Source organism: Methylophaga sulfidovorans (assembly GCF_900114205.1).
Lineage (GTDB): Bacteria > Pseudomonadota > Gammaproteobacteria > Nitrosococcales > Methylophagaceae > Methylophaga > Methylophaga sulfidovorans.
The window spans coordinates 43,288-59,633 of record NZ_FOSH01000013.1 but is presented as its reverse complement, the minus strand read 5'-3'; the positions used below and the strand labels follow the sequence as shown (position 1 = coordinate 59,633).

Below are 16,346 nucleotides of genomic sequence, written 5' to 3'. Positions count from 1 at the left end.
GCTGGTGACAATAGGTAGTATGAAATATGAATAATTTCGACTATTGCGTTAATCAACGACCCTCAATGGTCATGTTGATTCAGAGATTCTGTAACGCTGGGTTTCCATAACAGGTGTGACACACTTTATCATATCTTCAATGGCGCTATACATCACTATAGCCATGATAAAAACCGTCTAATTTTAGGGTGTCAGTTTTAGCAAGTGCTTTAATCTGTTAAACGAAAGTTAACAGGGACAACAACGCTGAAGGATTTACCTGATAAGTTACCACGCACAGGCAAGGCGTTTACGGCCTTTTCCACCATTTCATGCGCTGCTCTATCTAATACTGTATGGCCACTTCCCTGACCGACCACACTAATGCCAACCATCCGGCCTTTTTCAAAACGCACACTCACCATCACAGTCCCTTCAAGGTGACGGCGAATCGCTAGTTGCGGATAGTTTTTATTTTTAGAGACCATCGCATAAAGCAGTTGTCCATAGCCTTTCCATGCCATATTGCGATCCACTTCAGCGGTACCACCCTGATTTTTTTCATCAGGATTGGTGCCTGAACCTGTGGCATTGGTATTGGATGCTGTCTCACTGCTTTCCGCAGAACTTGTCGATGGGTTTTCTGACACCTCGGCGCTGGGAGCGTCTACTACTTCAGTCGGAGTTTCAACCACTTCAACCTTCTCAGCAACCTTAGGTTTCACCACGAGTTTCTCTTGCTTTGGCTTCTCAACCTTTTTAGGTTTCTCTGGTTTGGGCTTGGACAGAGCTGTGTTTAGACTTAAGTCGAGTGCTAAATTTAGTGCCTAATGCGGTGACAGTACCGTGATCAGTAATTACATTGAAAGGACGATAATTCCGGTCTTGCTCCTGTGCCGTTTCAATGTAGATTTCACCCTGCAGTAACCTGATTGTTCTAGCTTGGTCACTAAAATCAATAGCTACCTTGGTGTCAGTATTTAAAACAAGTAGACTGCCATCGGCTAAGGTGAGACGTTTAATTTCACCTACTGCCGTTGAATAATCTGACATTAATAGATACCAGGGCTTTTGTTTATAGCCATACCACCCTGCCGATCCAGCAGCCAGCATGAGACTGAGGGTTTTAATGACTTGGCGACGTTCCTGTGATTTGATGTCTTTGGTATCAATCGGACGATTTAATACGGTGATACTGGTTTTTGAATCCAGCCCCATAAAACAGTTGGTGATAGCTTCAACTTGTTCCCATGCGTGCCTGTTTTCTGAGGAGGCATTTAGCCATCTTTGCCATTCTTTCCGGTCTGCATCTGTGGTTTCACCAGAAGTCAGCTCAACAAACCAGTTGGTCGCTTCATAGATAGCATCTTTATTAGAACGGGCCATGAAAAAAAGTTTTAACTATTCATGTTTAAACAATGTAGCAATGCCTTAGCAATGTACTGTCTAACTGAGCTGACTGAAACTGATAATCTCGATGCAATTTCTGCGTGTGAAAGTCCTTCGAGCTGACACCATAGAAAGGCGCTACGAACCCGAGCAGGTAAGCCATCGAGCATTTCATCTATTTTGGCTAAGGTCTCCACCATAATATTGACTGATTCAGGGGAAGGTACGTCGACTTCAGGCATATTTTCTAAGGCATCGAGATAGGCTCTTTCAATATCTCGACGACGGACATGATTAACCATTAAGCCATGGGCTACCGTGGTGAGATAGGCTCGGGGTTCTTTGATACCCGATAGATCGTCTTTTTGCAGAATTTTAGAAAAGGTATCTTGCATTAAATCAGCTGCATCGAAACTGCAACCAAGTTTCTTACGTAACCAGCCTAATAACCAGCTATTGTGTGCACGATAAAGATCGGTGACGATTGAATCTCGTTTTGCATTGAGATTACCCAGAATATTGACTTCTGATTCATGATATAGAGCTATATTACTCAATTGCCTGCTCCCCTTACTACATAAGTTGCCAAACGGTGCATACCTTATGTTTATTGATGGTTTGCAGTAAGATTGCTAGTCACATGTTCTGGGTAAACTCTGCGAGCATCTTCACAAAAATTCACATAAGGTAAGGTAAATTTACTACGCATCGTATTGAGTAAATATAGGAAAAAATCCTAAAATTACGAAGATTAAACCATTTATAAAAAATGAATCCCTGCTTAGCCGCTTTGGGAGGTTTTTACCCTGTTTTTTTTAAATATTAACTATTTTCCATTTTTTCAGTCTGAATACAGCATTATTATTCAGGTAATAAATACCCCTTTAAAATTTACGGATAAATACAGCCATGATGAACCAAGTGAGTTCTTGTACAATAGCGTCCTTTCATTCTTCAGACATTCAAGCAATCTAGCGAGCCTAATATGAAAATTCAAAGCCACTTTGTCGACCTTGATACTCCCACTGGCGTTATGCGTACATACATCCACCGCCCTGTTGGTGAAGGTAGTTACCCAGTCATTTTGTTCTATTCTGAAATCTTCCAACAAACCGGCCCCATTGAACGTGCTGCCAGACTAATGGCAAGCCATGGTTATGCCGTATTGGTGCCTGAAGTCTTTCATGAGCTGAACCCTATTGGCACAGTATTAGGTTATGACGATGCTGGCCGTGACAAAGGTAATGCTGATAAAGAAGCTAAAGATGTTCAGGGTTATGACTCTGATAATGCTGCAATGATTGAGTTTGTAAAAACCCAACCTTGGTGTAACGGTCATATTGGTGCCATGGGCTACTGTATTGGTGGCCACTTAGCATTCCGTGCTGCTTTACAACCTGAAGTCAAAGGCACAGCTTGTTTCTACGCGACTGATTTACACATTCAGAAAATCCCAAACAAACCAGGCCAACACAGTATGGAACGTCTGGATGACATCAAAGGCGAGTTATTAATGATTTGGGGTAAACAGGATAACCATGTGCCTGCTGATGGTTTATTAAAAATCTATCAAGAATTAAGAGCAACCGATATTAGCTTCACCTGGCATGAGTTTAATGCCGAACATGCATTTATGCGTGATGAAGGTGATGGTGGTCGTTACGATGCTCAAACGGCACAAATTGGCTACCAACTGGCATTAAATCTGTTCAGCAGAACACTACGCTAAATACGCTCTGTCATGCCAGAGTTGTTCTGGCATCCAGCTCGGGCCTTCGAGCAATAACTGTTTCTTGAGAATTAAACGGCTTATTTTTCAAGGCTCGGACTGGATACCAGTTTGCGCTTGAGTGACGATTCCTATTGAGATCGGATGAGTCATTTATCTATCTGAAATACTGGCAATGCCTTACTCCTGTTATGCTAAGCTCAAAATTTTTTAATTGCATGGGAACGTTATTGTCATGTCCAATCCATCAGGTTTAGCCTATGCCCATTTACTCAATGGTAAGGGTGGAAGTGTCCGTATCAGTGAGAGTGATCTGCCGCAATGGCAGGCTGAAGATGGCCTTCTCTGGCTACATTTTGACTATACCCACCCTGATGCTGAACGTTGGTTACTTGAGCAGTCTGGTCTGGATAATGTGATCGCTAATGCCTTATTAGAGGAAGAAACGCGACCTCGTACGACCTCCATTAATGATGGTTTGCTGATGTCTTTACGGGGTATTAATCATTATGAGGATGCCCGTTCCGACGATTTGATTTCAATTCGCATGTGGATTGATACTCGTATTATCGTCACTACCAGACGTGAAATGTCCTACTCTGCTGCAGAACTGGATAAATTACTGAGCAAAGGTAATGGCCCTAAAAACAGTGCTGAGTTTCTCATTTCGTTAGTGGATCTGACGGTGGATGGTATGTCTGATACGGTTGCCGGTTTCGAAGATGTTATCGCCGACTACGAAGATGCCGTTTTAGTAGACGATACGGAAAACTTACACAACGATATTGCACATTTACGACGTCAAGTGATTAAAATGCGTCGCTATTTAGCACCGGAACGAGATGCCCTGGCTCGTCTGACGCTGGAAAAGATCTCCTGGTTATCTGATTATGATCGTATCCAGATCCATGAAATCAGTGACAATCTCATCCGTTATATTGAGAACCTGGACGCGGTTCGTGAGCGTGCTGTGCTGGTTCAGGAAGAACTGCATAGCAAAACCTCTGAGCAACTTAATTCCCGTATGTATGTGTTATCGGTGATTGCAGCCGTCTTTCTGCCTTTAGGGTTTGTCACAGGGTTATTGGGTATTAATGTGGGTGGTATTCCCGGTGCCAATGACAGTCATGCCTTTACGGATGTCATCGTTATTCTCTGTGTGGTGGCCGTTTTATTATTGTTTTTGTTTCGTTGGAAAAAATGGTTTTAATCAGGCTTTAAATGGTGAATCAATAACTTAGTTAATCTGCTTAAAAAGCATCCAAAACAAAGATAAAAATTTCTTCATTTTTTTCGAGCAAATATGAAAAAGATGTTGTAGAATGCCACGCTTTCTTGGGGTGCTTAGCTCAGCTGGGAGAGCATCGCCCTTACAAGGCGAGGGTCGGGGGTTCGAACCCCTCAGCACCCACCAAGAAAAACTCCTCTTTTTATTTTCAGTACTTGTTTCCCGTTAAATTGTTGTGCATTGTATGATCTTGGCGACTCAACCCAAGGTGCTGAAATGGACTTCACTCCGCTCTTCTCGTCTTTACTGTCTTTCTGGTATTTCATCCCGTTAGTTTTATGTCTGGCTATTTTTCGCTCAGCCTGGTTTAAAAGCATCATGGGTGAATTTATGGTTAATGTTATCGCCCGATGGCAATTAGACAAAGAGCATTATCATTTAATCAAAAATGTCACTCTGCCCAGCGAAGATGGCACTACTCAGATTGATCACATTATCGTCTCGGTCTATGGCGTTTTTGTGGTTGAGACCAAAAACATCCGTGGCTGGATATTTGGCAACCCTGCACAGAAAAACTGGACCCAGCAACTCTACAAACATAAATACCGCTTTCAGAACCCACTGCATCAAAATCATAAACATCTTAAAACACTTCAGACATTGCTCAACTTAGCAGACGAACAGGTGTTTTCCGTTATCGTCTTCATCGGTGATAGTCACTTTAAAACAGCCATGCCGGACAATGTCACTTATGGTCTTGGCTATGTCCGCTATATCAAGTCTAAAACGAATCCTGTGCTGACATTGAGAGAGAAAGAATCCGTTATTTCTCAAATTGAATCAGGCCGTCTTTCACGTAGTCTAAAAACAAACAGAGAACACGTGGCTCATGTAAAACAGCTCGTTGAACGTAAAAATATGGACGTGACGCTGTGCTCGCGCTGTGGTCATAAAATGGTAAAACGCCAAAGCAGAAAAGGTGACAATGCAGGTCAGTTTTTCTGGGGCTGTAGTCAATATCCGAAATGCCGTAATATCGACACTATCTAAGCTCTGTTCCCTTTTGCTGAGGACACAAAATGAAATGGCGTGGTAACCGAAGAAGTAGCAATATTGATGATCGTCGTAATCAGCGTGTTTCAGGGATTCGTGGTGGCTCAGGCGGCATAATCCGTTTGTTGCCAGCCGTGTTTCGGTTACTTGGTTTTAAAGGCACAGCTATTTTGGTGATAGGTATTGTTGTCTTTGCTACATTAACAGGGAATTTACCTGCACTACTATCGCTTCTGGGTATGCCCTCTTCGGCACCAACCGTCACATCATCTGAACCTCTACAGGAAAGTGCTGAAGAAAAAGAGCGTGTCGATTTTGTCTCCGTCATCCTCGCCGATACCGAAGATACCTGGTCAGCGATTTTTAAAGAGAATGGTCAACGTTACACCCCTCCCAAACTGGTTTTATTTCGTGGCGTAGTGAACTCGGCTTGTGGTACAGCACAGGCCGCAATGGGTCCATTTTACTGCCCTGCTGATCAACAGGTTTACATAGACCTGAGTTTTTATGACCAGCTACAAAATCAATTCAAAGCGCCTGGTGATTTTGCTCAGGCTTATGTCATTGCTCATGAGGTTGGTCATCATATCCAAAACTTATTGGGCATCTCACAACAAGTCAACGCAGCACGAAATAAAATGAGTCAGGTGCAATGGAATAAACTCTCAGTTAAGCAAGAGTTACAAGCCGATTGCTTTGCTGGTATTTGGGCACATTATGCGAATAAATCAAGACACTTGCTGGAAGCTGGTGATCTGGAAGAAGGCTTAACCGCAGCAAGTGCTATCGGGGATGATACTTTACAAAAACAGGCAACAGGCGTTGTCAGGCCGGATGCATTTACTCATGGCAGCTCAGCGCAACGGGTTAAATGGTTTAAAACAGGTTATGACAGCGGTAATGTAGACACTTGTGATACATTTATCTAAAGATTAACCACAAGATTAAGTTTTCGTGTTTAAGTAATGATTTTTATAAATTTATGAGCACGTGCACAGCTTCGTTTCTGTGACTATGTTTTAATTTGGCAAATTTTAAAACTAGCTTTAGGAGATACATATTGAAGCATCGAATGCTGTTATGGATAGTAGCAACGCGAAATAGTTTTGTTTCGTTGCTTCCATTAATATTTCTCCGTGTCACCATAGACTTATTGGTTAATTTCCCTAGCACTTTTTTTCAAGGCTTTATGAATGACTGGCTGGGTGATAACTGGAAAGCTCCACTAGGCCAGATAGGTGAGGCAACATTTAACTTTTATGCGTTGGCTCTAACAGCCATTATTTCTGTGCAGCTGGTCTACCGATTAAATAGCAATAACGCCACTAAAAGTGATGCACCTACCCCATTAATGGTCGCCATTAGTGCCGCTATTAACTTTATTATATTCATTTCATTACTTGGTTATTCCGCTATCGCCTTTAGTCTGGAAGCCATGGTGCTTGCTATTATTTTAGGTATTGCGACGGCTGAATTAATTTCCTGGTTAACCCATAAACGTTTACTGGACTTACTACACCTATCTGTCGAATCTGATACTGCATTTTATAATGCCATGCGCTTAACTCCGACCATAGTTCTGGTCGGGGTTTTCTTTTTTTTATTAGCAGCGTTTATTGCTGCACTGCCCGATTTTCCTAGTGTATACAGTGTAATTACGCACTGGGCACAGAAAGATGGTTATGGTGCCTGGATATTAAGCACACTGGCAGTACTGGTGAATCAAGGCTTGTGGTTTATTGGTATTCATGGCGGTCTCGCTATTGACCCAAATCAACAAGGCCCATTTTTTATTAGTGCCTCTACAGTGTTCAGTGCAGATTGGGTTAGTCGCCCCATTTTCCAAAATTTTGTTTTGATAGGTGGGTCTGGTGCAACCTTAGGTTTAATTATTGCTATTTTGCTCACTATCCGCCAAGGGGTGCAAAACAAAGTAGCTAAAATTTCCTTGATTCCCAGCCTGTTTAATATCAACGATATTTTAATTTATGGTTTACCCATTGTTCTCAATCCACGCTATTTAATTCCTTTTTTGATGGTGCCGTTATTATTAATGGGCATCTCATTATTGGCTTTTCAATCAGGCTTCATTAGTGTGGTGAACCCATCCAGTGTGACATGGACAACGCCACCGCTTTTATCTGCATGGTTACTCACAGGGTCATGGTACGGTGTTGCTTTGCAATTACTGGAAATTGTGATTAGTACCCTGCTTTATCTCCCCTTTGTTCGTAAAGCAGAACTTTATAGGCAACAACAAGAGCGTCTGGCTTTCGAAGAAGCTACTCACACAATCATTAATAGCGGTCATGCCAAACAACAGATTATCAGCAGACAAGATAAAGTCGGCATGATTGCCAGAGATCTAATGTATGACTTACGTCAGGCTATTTATCATAATGAATTAACTGTTGTTTACCAGCCAAAGCACAATCGTGTAGGCCACATTATTGGCGTGGAAGCACTGGTGCGCTGGACACATCCAAGATATGGGTTTGTCTCACCTGCTATGCTGGTTATGTTGGCTGAAGATAGCGGAGATATTTCTCAATTAGATCAGTGGGTATTTGAACAATGTTGCATCACTAAAGCAAAATGGAATGCTATGGGCCATCAGGATCTAACTATGGCCATCAACATCTCCCCCCTGCAATTAAATGATGATGCATTACCGTTTTTTTTAGCGAACTGTGTTGCTAAGTACGGACTTAATCCTCAAGACATTGAACTGGAAATCACCGAATCATCTGAGATTTCTGATTCCAAGCAAGTCGAAAAAATATTACAAGAAATCAGTGATATAGGCATTCATTTAGCGATGGATGACTTTGGCATGGGTTATTCATCTCTTCTGTATATGCGTCGTTTTAAAGTCAATGCAATTAAGATTGATGGCTCCATCACACGTGATGTGCTGACTAATACAACCAATGCCGATATCATTCGCACTATCAGCAACTTGGGAAAGGCTCAGCAAGTCTCTGTTGTGGCCGAGTATGTAGAAACTATAGAACAACGCGAAGCGTTAGCTGAAATGGGCTGTGATATATTTCAGGGCTATTATCATAGTCCCCCACTCAAGCCTGAAGACTGTCAGGTCTATTTTTTATCTCACTGCCGCTAACTTGCTAAAAAATGACTCGTGCTGCTAATACTGTTATGACCTTGTACCACTGGAATATACTCATTCTGCCAAGTGGTGAAGAAATTTTTGTAGGCCTCCGGCAACGTCCGGAAACAGTGCCGCCTTTTAAGCCTGCTGATGAGGAAGATGAGCTTCTTCCATTTACACTACGTAATAGCAGTCCGATTACTGAGTTTAAACAAACGCAAGGGATAGGCTATACCGAATCGGGCAGGCGTTATGTAGTTATCGGGCAACCCAGTGATCCAACTGGATTGATTCGCTTAAGCGTGACGCAAATGATGCCCACAGAGCAAATCAACTGGAAATATCCATTTAGTGATTGACGTCCTTGTCAGTCAGGAGGGAACTAAAATTGTTTTTCTATCGTATAGATCTGTTTTTGATTGTCAGTCACGACCGCTTTTAGCAAACCGTGTCCAGCTTTTCCTTTGGGCAAAACAAAACGAATATTGGGTTGATTTGCTTAAACGTGACGCAAATGATGCCTACAGAGCAAATCAACTGGAAATACCCATTTAGTGATTGACGTCCTTGTCAGTCAGGAGGGAACTAAATTTGTTTTTCTATCGTATAGATCTGTTTTTGATTGTCAGTCACGACTGCTTTTAGCAAACCGTGTCCAGCTTTTCCTTTAGGTAATAAATACAAAACGAATACTTAGTTGATTTGCTTAAGCGTGACGCAAATGCTGCCTACAGAACAAATCAACTGGAAATACCCATTTAGTGATTGACGTCCTTGTCAGTCAGGAGGGAACTAAATTTGTTTTTCTATCGTATAGATCTGTTTTTGATTGTCAGTCACGACTGCTTTTAGCAAACCGTGTCCAGCTTTTCCTTTGGGCAAAACGAAACGAATACTGGGATCTTCGCTAATTGATATGCCGGTATCAACGTCCATTAACACTTTATCATCAAGTGTAATAACCATTTTCTCCACATAATGTGCTGGAATATAACCACGGGTTTTTAAGTCCATCTGCAAACCACTATTGTTAGGGTGACTTATCACAATCTGAACAGGATTAGCTTCATCAGAGCCACCATCACGATAACGAATCTGCATTTTACCCAATCTCGCCATCGCAGCAGCCTGATCTTTTCCCGCTGGTGCACTACAGCCACCCGAGGCTTTCACAAAGCGTTTCACCATGTGCAAACTGCCGTCATTCATTTCTGCTACAGCACGAATATACGTGTATTGATCGATACGCATACGAGTGGAAATGTCAACGCTTTCCAATGTCGGTGACAAATGAAAGTTAGCCGAATATGGCATTGGGTTATTATCAATAAAAATCTGCAGGCTTTTGATATAGGATGAATCTGTTTGTGGACGTTTCGAATAAAAATGAACGGGAACAATAGCCGCGTCTTCTGCTCTCTTTGGCGCTTCTATCACTAACCAGTCATCGGCATCTTCTAAAATCGTTTTATTTTCAAAATAAATCTCTTTTAATGTTTCCCATTGTTCTTCAGGTTGGTCATCAGCTCGCGTTATCGACGGCATCATAAAAGAGAACATCAAGCCGCTGATCGCGATAATATTAAATAAATTTTTCATTGTTTATTCCCATTCCAATTCTGTAAACGCCGCAGTCACATTGCGTTTGTTGTAATCATCAAACAGTAGCCATTTACCTTTCTCACTCAAGCCAACAGAGTCTGTAGCTTCTGTAATCGTCCCCATATCATTAATAATGGCTCTGATTTGCTCACGAATAGTCAAAAAATAATGCTCTTCAGCATCAAAAGCTTGGTGCCAGTCCTTATATTGGGCAGGACCGTGACCAGGAATAACGGCGTTTAACTTCATGGCTTCTAATTTTTTAATCGTCGCCAGCCAGCCATTGATACTGCCATCAAGTGCTGGAATACGTTTAACAAATAATAAATCCCCCGCCCATAAGGTCTTAGTCTTTTTATCCAAAACAGTCAGATCATTATCGGTATGTGAGGTGGGATAACTGTTTAGCACTAACTCACGATCACCTAAATCAATGGTGATGGGCTTATCCACACTGACTAGAAGCGTCGGTTCAATAAACTCTGTACCTTTGAAATACTTACCAAGAATCTCTTGAAAACGTGTTTCATAAAATGATTTTCGGGCTTCGATAGCTGCTGGCATTTTAGCGTTACCAATAAACGTAGCTCCGGTATCTTTAAATGCAGCATTACCTAAAAAATGATCCGGATGTGCGTGAGTGTTAATCACATAACAAATAGGTAAGTCACTTTTTTCACGAATGGCTCCAAGTAAGGCTTTGCCCTCAAGATAGCTACCCCCGCTATCCACGACAGCAATACACTTGTCGCCCATAATAAAACCCGTATTCGCTATTTCGCCTTTATTATGTTGATCGGCATCCTCTTGTGCACCTTGATGGTAATAAATGCCTTCTGAGACTTGTTTTAACGGATAGTCATCTGCATATACGTTCAGTGCCATAATGGCACTGAACAGAACGCTGATGCCCGTTATATAGGCTTTTGTTTTGTTTTTCATTTCTCTCTCCCTTCAATCAGGGGTCTTCTTATCTCAGAATTTTGGTCTTATCATATTTTTAACTTCTGAGATTGCATTCGCTGGAAAACCACCTTGTTCAGCATGACGCATAATTAAATCTTTATTTTCAGCTTTGTAAACACAATACACTTTATTATCGGTGACATAGCTTTCTACCCACTCAATGCCAGTTCCCATATCTTTCAGAATAGAACAGGATTTGTCACTTATCTGGTCAAGTTCATTATCACTTAATTCACCTGCACCTGGAATTTCACGTTCAATAATATATTTATTCATGGTTCTTTACCTCGTTAAAAATGACCGATCGTCTTTAATAGACGCCCAAAAAAATCAACACTTAGTGTTGAACAAAATAATCATCAAGCAATTGCGACATGCAGCGTTTTAATGGCTGTGTCGACTTTTCAATTTTCATATGTAGTAACGCGCCTTGCCAGTGATCAAATAACAGTTTTGCCATTACATCCGCTGTCATATCCTGTCGAACAATGCCTTGTTGCTGAGCTTCATTCAGCCCTTGTGCAATGAGTTGGCAATAGTCATTCACAGAAGCTAACAATGTCTGCCGACATAACTCACTTGCACTGCTGATTTCACCCATCATATCGCCTAATAAACAACCACCGCTGTAATCTGACTGTTCCAGATCTTTGATAAGTGATTCAAAGTAGGCTTTGACTGCCTGATGCCCATTTAATTCTGTTTTATTTAGAAAAAATTGCAGTCGCGAAATAAATGGTGCGATGTAATGACTGATAGCTTCTGAAGTAAAATTTTCTTTACTTTCAAAATAGCTATAGAACGAGCCTTTAGGCACCTGCACGGTATCTAATATTAATTTGATACCCGTACCGTGATAGCCATTACGCATCAGCAACTGAATGCCATGATTAAGGATTTGTTCTTTTTTAATGTCTTTTTGAGTGCTCATGACTGCATAATGCGACCGGTCGTCTTTGCTTGTCAATCATTAATAGCAGAAATTTAAACTTCCCCCCGACACTCCCTGGCTTGCAAACGTGCATAAGCTTCAGCTTCATGATGAATATCACTAATCAGACCACGATGTAGCGCGACCGAGATGGCATCCTGATTATGAAAGCGTGCGCCATGTTTAAACAGTAAATCTAATAAGTCACGCGCAGGCATATCCAAGTATTTAGATAATTCCTGGGCTTCTTTAGAGAGCTTATCCAGTACTTCAGGATGCTGCTGTTGCACATTCAGCGTAGCGAGATTATCAATGATGGCTAACTCTCTTATCGTTTCATCGCTGAGGCCATTATCCTGAACAAATCGCAGGCTGGTTAAGCCTGTCAGCTGATGAAATGTATTTTGAACAAGATTTAAATCGGCATTCCTTCCGGCCAAGGCTACTTTTAACCATTTCAGACGATGCCGTGCGAGAACAACCATGCTTTTTTCTGTTTCTCTACTCATGCTAATCGCTCCGAGTCAAAACACACTTCCTTTGTTATCACATAAGAGCCATCTATGACAAACACTGATCGTATTTTTTAGTGAGGAAAAACAGCAAACTTCTCTGCTTTTCTATTAGAATCAATTACTCACTATGCTGATAACGCATTTGGAGGTCACAAATGAAATACCTTTATTGCCTGATGATGTTGTGCCTGATGTCATCATTAGCCATAGCAGATGATCTTGAGCGAAATACCATAACTAGTTGTGCGTACCAGGCTGGAACAGCCTATGAGATACAAAAAATCAGACAAACTGAAGGCGATGACTGGACCACATTTGAGGAAAAAATAAAATCGATCTACAAAGATACACAAGGACGCAAAGATATATTAACGATCGGCCATCGTGTTTATATTTATCCCGTAGATACCCCTCTTGATGAAGTACATGACGATATTTTCCAGGCTTGTGTTGAACGCCAGCGAGGTACTGAGCCACTTATATAAATCACATTTTATGTTTTCGTGTCGACCAATACACCATTTTGTCGAATAACTGATCAAACTGAATCGGTTTCGTCATATAGTCACTCATACCAGCTAATAAACATTTTTCTTCGTCACCTTTCATGGCATTAGCAGTTAGGGCAATAATGGGAATATCCTGATATTGCTTGCCTAGTTTACCTTCACGGATTTGTCGGCTGGTAGCATAACCATCCATCATCGGCATCTGACAGTCCATGAGAATCAGCTTTATTGGCTCATAAGAGTCGAACTCTGTTAGCAACTGGCTTACCTGAACACCATTCTCAGCTGACGTAAAATGAACATTTAACCTTGTGAGAAAAAACTCTATTACTGAGCGATTGGTTAAGTCATCATCAGCAATTAAAACATGAATGTCTGACAAACTCGATTTATTGGATGTTTGTCTGTCAGGTTTGGTATTAGTCAATTCAGATTCTGTATCTCTGATACGTTTAAGCTTAATGGTGAAGCTAAAACAAGAGCCTTTACCGCTCTCGCTTTTAACGCTGATATCTCCCCCCATTAACTCACAAAGTTTTTTTGCAATCGCTAAGCCTAAACCTGTGCCTCCATAACTTTTTGATGAACTGTTATCCAGCTGTTCTAAAGGTTCAAATAAGCGACCTATTTGATTGGCATTAATCCCGATACCACTATCAATCACCTGACACGACAGCGTGATATCTTTTTCTGACTGTTCAACAAGGCTGGCTTTAAGCTGGATATGACCATGTTGTGTAAATTTATCAGCATTGCTTAATAGATTTAGCAGGATTTGCTCTAAACGGGTAGCATCGCCGACGACCATTAAATCCGTGTTCCAGTCTAGCGACAGATGATAGTTTTTATCAGTTTCCTTACCACGCAAACTGAAGGTTTCAAACACGTCTTCAAACAACTTTGTCAGATCAAATTTGTCTTCACGAGCTTCAACTTTATTAGCTTCAAGCTTGGAAAAGTCGAGAATATCATTGATGATATTAAGCAGTAATTTGGCGCTTTTACTGGCTAATTCAAGATGCCGTTGCTGTGTTGTTGTCAGCTCACTGAGGTTTAAGATATCCAACATACCAATGACGCCGGCTATCGGGCTGCGTAATTCGTGTGTCATATTAGCCATAAACGCTGATTTAACTTTATTGGCCTGTTCTAACCGCCGACTGGACAACCGAAGTCCAATCAGTGATTCCACCTGATAAGCAAACATCTGCAGGCGTTTTAGTTCGAGTTCACTTAATGTTCTGACCTTATGATCAATGATACATAAAGTGCCTAACAGAAATTCATGGTTATTGAAGCGGTAACGCAGTGGCACACCAGCATAAAAAACAATATGTGGTGGCCCTGTTACCAATGGATTATCTTTGAACCGCTCATCCTCAGCTGTATTCTCAATCACCAATGGTGTTTTATGATAAATAGCATGGCCACAAAAAGAGATATCACGCTCGGTTTCACAAACATCTAAGCCCTGTACCGATTTAAACCACTGACGGGATTCATCAATCAAGGAAATCGCTACGATAGGTATATCAAAAATATCAGCGACCAGTTGAGTGAGATTATCAAAAACAGCTTCAGGTTCTGAGTCCAGCAGTTCAAGCGAAAATAGTGCAGCTAAACGTTCTTGTTCATCACTGGGTATTTTCGGTGCTTCCATTATCTGTGCCCCCTTCCATCTCAATACCCGCTTCTACTGAATTACTACAGTAAAATCAATTGGGTATAAAAACTGATATAGCACCATCATAGCAGAATCTACCTGCAAGAAAGCATCCCTAATGTGTTGATTCACTTTACATCATCAGCATATGACGTATTTCATAACAAAGTGAATCGTTTTCTCAGTAAGAGTTCGTTACTATGACTGCTGTCATCATTAGGTAATCAACATGAATATCGTCTACATTTTATTGTTAGTTCTGCTACATGCTGGCCCAGCGACCTATAGTGTTTACCATATTTTACTCTACAAGCGTGATCATCGTGCTGCCCTGGCATGGATCATCTCATGTTTGTTTATTCCCTATGGCGGTCCAATAGCCTACTTTTTATTCGGTGTTAACCGGGTTCGCAGTCGGGCGACCAATCTTAAACGTCGTTTATTCAAAATTCCTTTTGAATCCGGTTCTGCTAAACGTTCAATAAGTCATATCAATGGTCATGGTTTGGATAGTATTGGTGAAAGGATTACGGGTACCAAACTTACCGCAGGTAATACCATCAATATTCTTCATAATGGTGATGAAGCCTATCCCATGATGATTAACGCGATAAAGTCAGCTGAAAAGCGCATTTTGCTGACTACCTATATTCTGAAGACGGATAAAACCGGTAATGAGTTTATTGACGCGCTCAGTGACGCCGTCAAACGTGGCGTTGAAGTCAAAGTCATCATCGATGGTATTGGCGAATTATATTCCTGGCACAAACCATCTAAACGTCTAAAAGCTCTGGGCATAGATGTCGTCAAGTTCACCCCACCACGTCTTCTGCCACCTAATATTTATATCAATATGCGTAACCACCGCAAACTGATGATTATTGATAATACTCAGGCCTTTGCTGGTGGTATGAATATCAGCGACGAGAATCGTCAGCTTGTTATGCAAGCCCGATGCATCACCGATGTTCATTTCAGCTTCAAGGGCCCCATTGTTAAGGATTTAATCCACATTTTTTATGATGACTGGTTGATTGCCAGTCAAACAAAAATGGATTGTCCTTTCCCGGCAGCTGATCCAGAACCGGGTGGCTATCATTGTCGGGTGATTCCGGAAGCACCTGATGAAGCCATGGATGCTTTATCATTAACTCTGCAAAGCGTTATTTCTGCGGCAAAAAACACCGTGGATATTATGACGCCCTACTTTATTCCCAGTCGGGAAATGATTACATCATTACAATCAGCCTCGATGCGTGGAGTTCGGATTCGCATTGTATTACCAGCCAAAAATAATCTTATATACGTGCATTGGGCCAATCGCAATATGCTGGCTGAGCTATTGTCATGGAATGTAGAAATCTTTTATCAACCCGCGCCGTTCTGCCACAGTAAGTTATTGTGTATCGATGATCATTATTCACTGGTAGGATCAGCCAATCTTGATCCACGAAGTCTGCGTCTGAATTATGAGTTGGGTATTGAGATTTTCTCGCACAGCCTAAATAAAGAATTAACCCAACACTTCGATGACATCATTGCTAAAAGTGAGGCTGTCAGTTATGAAGAGATAGCGAACCGCAGTGTCCCTGTTAGACTACGTGATTCGCTGATGGGGCTGTTATCCCCCTATTTATAAACGAGAGCTAACAATAATTCTCTGGAGAACC

Annotated in this window: 17 protein-coding genes and 1 tRNA gene; 9 read left to right on the top strand and 9 right to left on the bottom strand. The window is 41.4% G+C overall.

The annotated features are described in order from the left end of the window. Positions 1-209: 209 nt before the first annotated feature. Genes BM232_RS11220 through BM232_RS11210 form a run of 3 tightly spaced genes read right to left on the bottom strand, consistent with a single transcriptional unit; the run spans position 210 to position 1,925 of the window. The gene (locus tag BM232_RS11220) at positions 210-704 is read right to left on the bottom strand and encodes an energy transducer TonB (RefSeq protein WP_245752929.1); all 495 of its coding nucleotides are present in this window, start codon (positions 702-704) and stop codon (positions 210-212) included. A gap of 34 nt (positions 705-738) precedes the next feature. Continuing rightward, positions 739-1,365: a FecR domain-containing protein gene (locus BM232_RS11215; protein ID WP_245752927.1), complete on the bottom strand. Its 627-nt coding sequence runs from the start codon at positions 1,363-1,365 to the stop codon at positions 739-741. An 11-nt stretch (positions 1,366-1,376) separates the two neighbouring features. Further along, positions 1,377-1,925 carry a sigma-70 family RNA polymerase sigma factor gene (locus tag BM232_RS11210; RefSeq protein ID WP_091714708.1) on the bottom strand — a complete coding sequence of 183 codons (549 nt, stop codon included), beginning with the start codon at positions 1,923-1,925 and terminating at the stop codon, positions 1,377-1,379. A 428-nt stretch (positions 1,926-2,353) separates the two neighbouring features. Here BM232_RS11210 and BM232_RS11205 point away from each other — a divergent pair, with 428 nt between their 5' ends. The 7 genes from BM232_RS11205 to BM232_RS11175 all read left to right on the top strand — a co-directional run bounded on the left by BM232_RS11205 (position 2,354) and on the right by BM232_RS11175 (position 8,849). After that, complete coding sequence (locus BM232_RS11205) at positions 2,354-3,097, top strand: dienelactone hydrolase family protein (protein ID WP_091714706.1); 744 nt, start codon at positions 2,354-2,356, stop codon at positions 3,095-3,097. 235 nt (positions 3,098-3,332) lie between these two features. Further along, positions 3,333-4,307: a zinc transporter ZntB gene (locus BM232_RS11200; protein WP_091714704.1), complete on the top strand. Its 975-nt coding sequence runs from the start codon at positions 3,333-3,335 to the stop codon at positions 4,305-4,307. Positions 4,308-4,435: 128 nt separating this feature from the next. Beyond that, positions 4,436-4,511: transfer RNA gene (locus tag BM232_RS11195), tRNA-Val, on the top strand. Positions 4,512-4,601: 90 nt separating this feature from the next. Further along, entirely contained in the window at positions 4,602-5,375 is a 774-nt protein-coding gene (locus BM232_RS11190) for a nuclease-related domain-containing protein (protein ID WP_091714703.1), read from the top strand. 29 nt (positions 5,376-5,404) lie between these two features. Next, on the top strand, positions 5,405-6,307 hold the full coding sequence (gene ypfJ, locus BM232_RS11185; RefSeq protein ID WP_091714700.1) for a KPN_02809 family neutral zinc metallopeptidase: 903 nt from the start codon (positions 5,405-5,407) through the stop codon (positions 6,305-6,307). 143 nt (positions 6,308-6,450) lie between these two features. Beyond that, positions 6,451-8,502, top strand: coding sequence for an EAL domain-containing protein (locus tag BM232_RS11180; protein ID WP_245752925.1), 2,052 nt, complete (start codon positions 6,451-6,453; stop codon positions 8,500-8,502). An 11-nt stretch (positions 8,503-8,513) separates the two neighbouring features. Continuing rightward, positions 8,514-8,849 (top strand): hypothetical protein, encoded by a 336-nt coding sequence (locus tag BM232_RS11175; RefSeq protein WP_091714696.1) that lies wholly within the window; start codon positions 8,514-8,516, stop codon positions 8,847-8,849. A 433-nt stretch (positions 8,850-9,282) separates the two neighbouring features. On the opposite strand, the gene BM232_RS11165 is transcribed toward BM232_RS11175, so the two are convergent. The 5 genes from BM232_RS11165 to BM232_RS11145 form a co-directional block, all read right to left on the bottom strand. Then, a complete protein-coding gene (locus BM232_RS11165) occupies positions 9,283-10,089 on the bottom strand; it encodes a quinoprotein dehydrogenase-associated SoxYZ-like carrier (RefSeq protein WP_245752924.1) in 807 nt (268 codons plus the stop codon). A gap of 3 nt (positions 10,090-10,092) precedes the next feature. Continuing rightward, entirely contained in the window at positions 10,093-11,034 is a 942-nt protein-coding gene (locus BM232_RS11160) for a quinoprotein relay system zinc metallohydrolase 2 (RefSeq protein ID WP_091714692.1), read from the bottom strand. Positions 11,035-11,067: 33 nt separating this feature from the next. Beyond that, positions 11,068-11,334 carry a DUF4242 domain-containing protein gene (locus BM232_RS11155; RefSeq protein WP_091714689.1) on the bottom strand — a complete coding sequence of 89 codons (267 nt, stop codon included), beginning with the start codon at positions 11,332-11,334 and terminating at the stop codon, positions 11,068-11,070. Between the two features lie 61 nt (positions 11,335-11,395). After that, positions 11,396-11,989, bottom strand: a complete 594-nt coding sequence (locus BM232_RS11150; RefSeq protein ID WP_091714687.1) for a TetR/AcrR family transcriptional regulator — start codon at positions 11,987-11,989, stop codon at positions 11,396-11,398. A 53-nt stretch (positions 11,990-12,042) separates the two neighbouring features. Further along, the gene (locus tag BM232_RS11145; protein WP_091714684.1) at positions 12,043-12,498 is read right to left on the bottom strand and encodes a hypothetical protein; all 456 of its coding nucleotides are present in this window, start codon (positions 12,496-12,498) and stop codon (positions 12,043-12,045) included. 161 nt (positions 12,499-12,659) lie between these two features. Here BM232_RS11145 and BM232_RS11140 point away from each other — a divergent pair, with 161 nt between their 5' ends. Continuing rightward, a complete protein-coding gene (locus BM232_RS11140; protein WP_091714682.1) occupies positions 12,660-12,989 on the top strand; it encodes a hypothetical protein in 330 nt (109 codons plus the stop codon). A gap of 1 nt (position 12,990) precedes the next feature. Here the strand turns inward: BM232_RS11140 and BM232_RS11135 are convergent, their stop codons facing one another. Next, positions 12,991-14,673 carry a GAF domain-containing hybrid sensor histidine kinase/response regulator gene (locus BM232_RS11135; RefSeq protein WP_091714680.1) on the bottom strand — a complete coding sequence of 561 codons (1,683 nt, stop codon included), beginning with the start codon at positions 14,671-14,673 and terminating at the stop codon, positions 12,991-12,993. A 232-nt stretch (positions 14,674-14,905) separates the two neighbouring features. Between BM232_RS11135 and BM232_RS11130 the strand changes: the two genes are divergently transcribed. Continuing rightward, on the top strand, positions 14,906-16,315 hold the full coding sequence (locus BM232_RS11130; protein ID WP_091714678.1) for a phospholipase D-like domain-containing protein: 1,410 nt from the start codon (positions 14,906-14,908) through the stop codon (positions 16,313-16,315). Positions 16,316-16,346 lie beyond the last annotated feature (31 nt).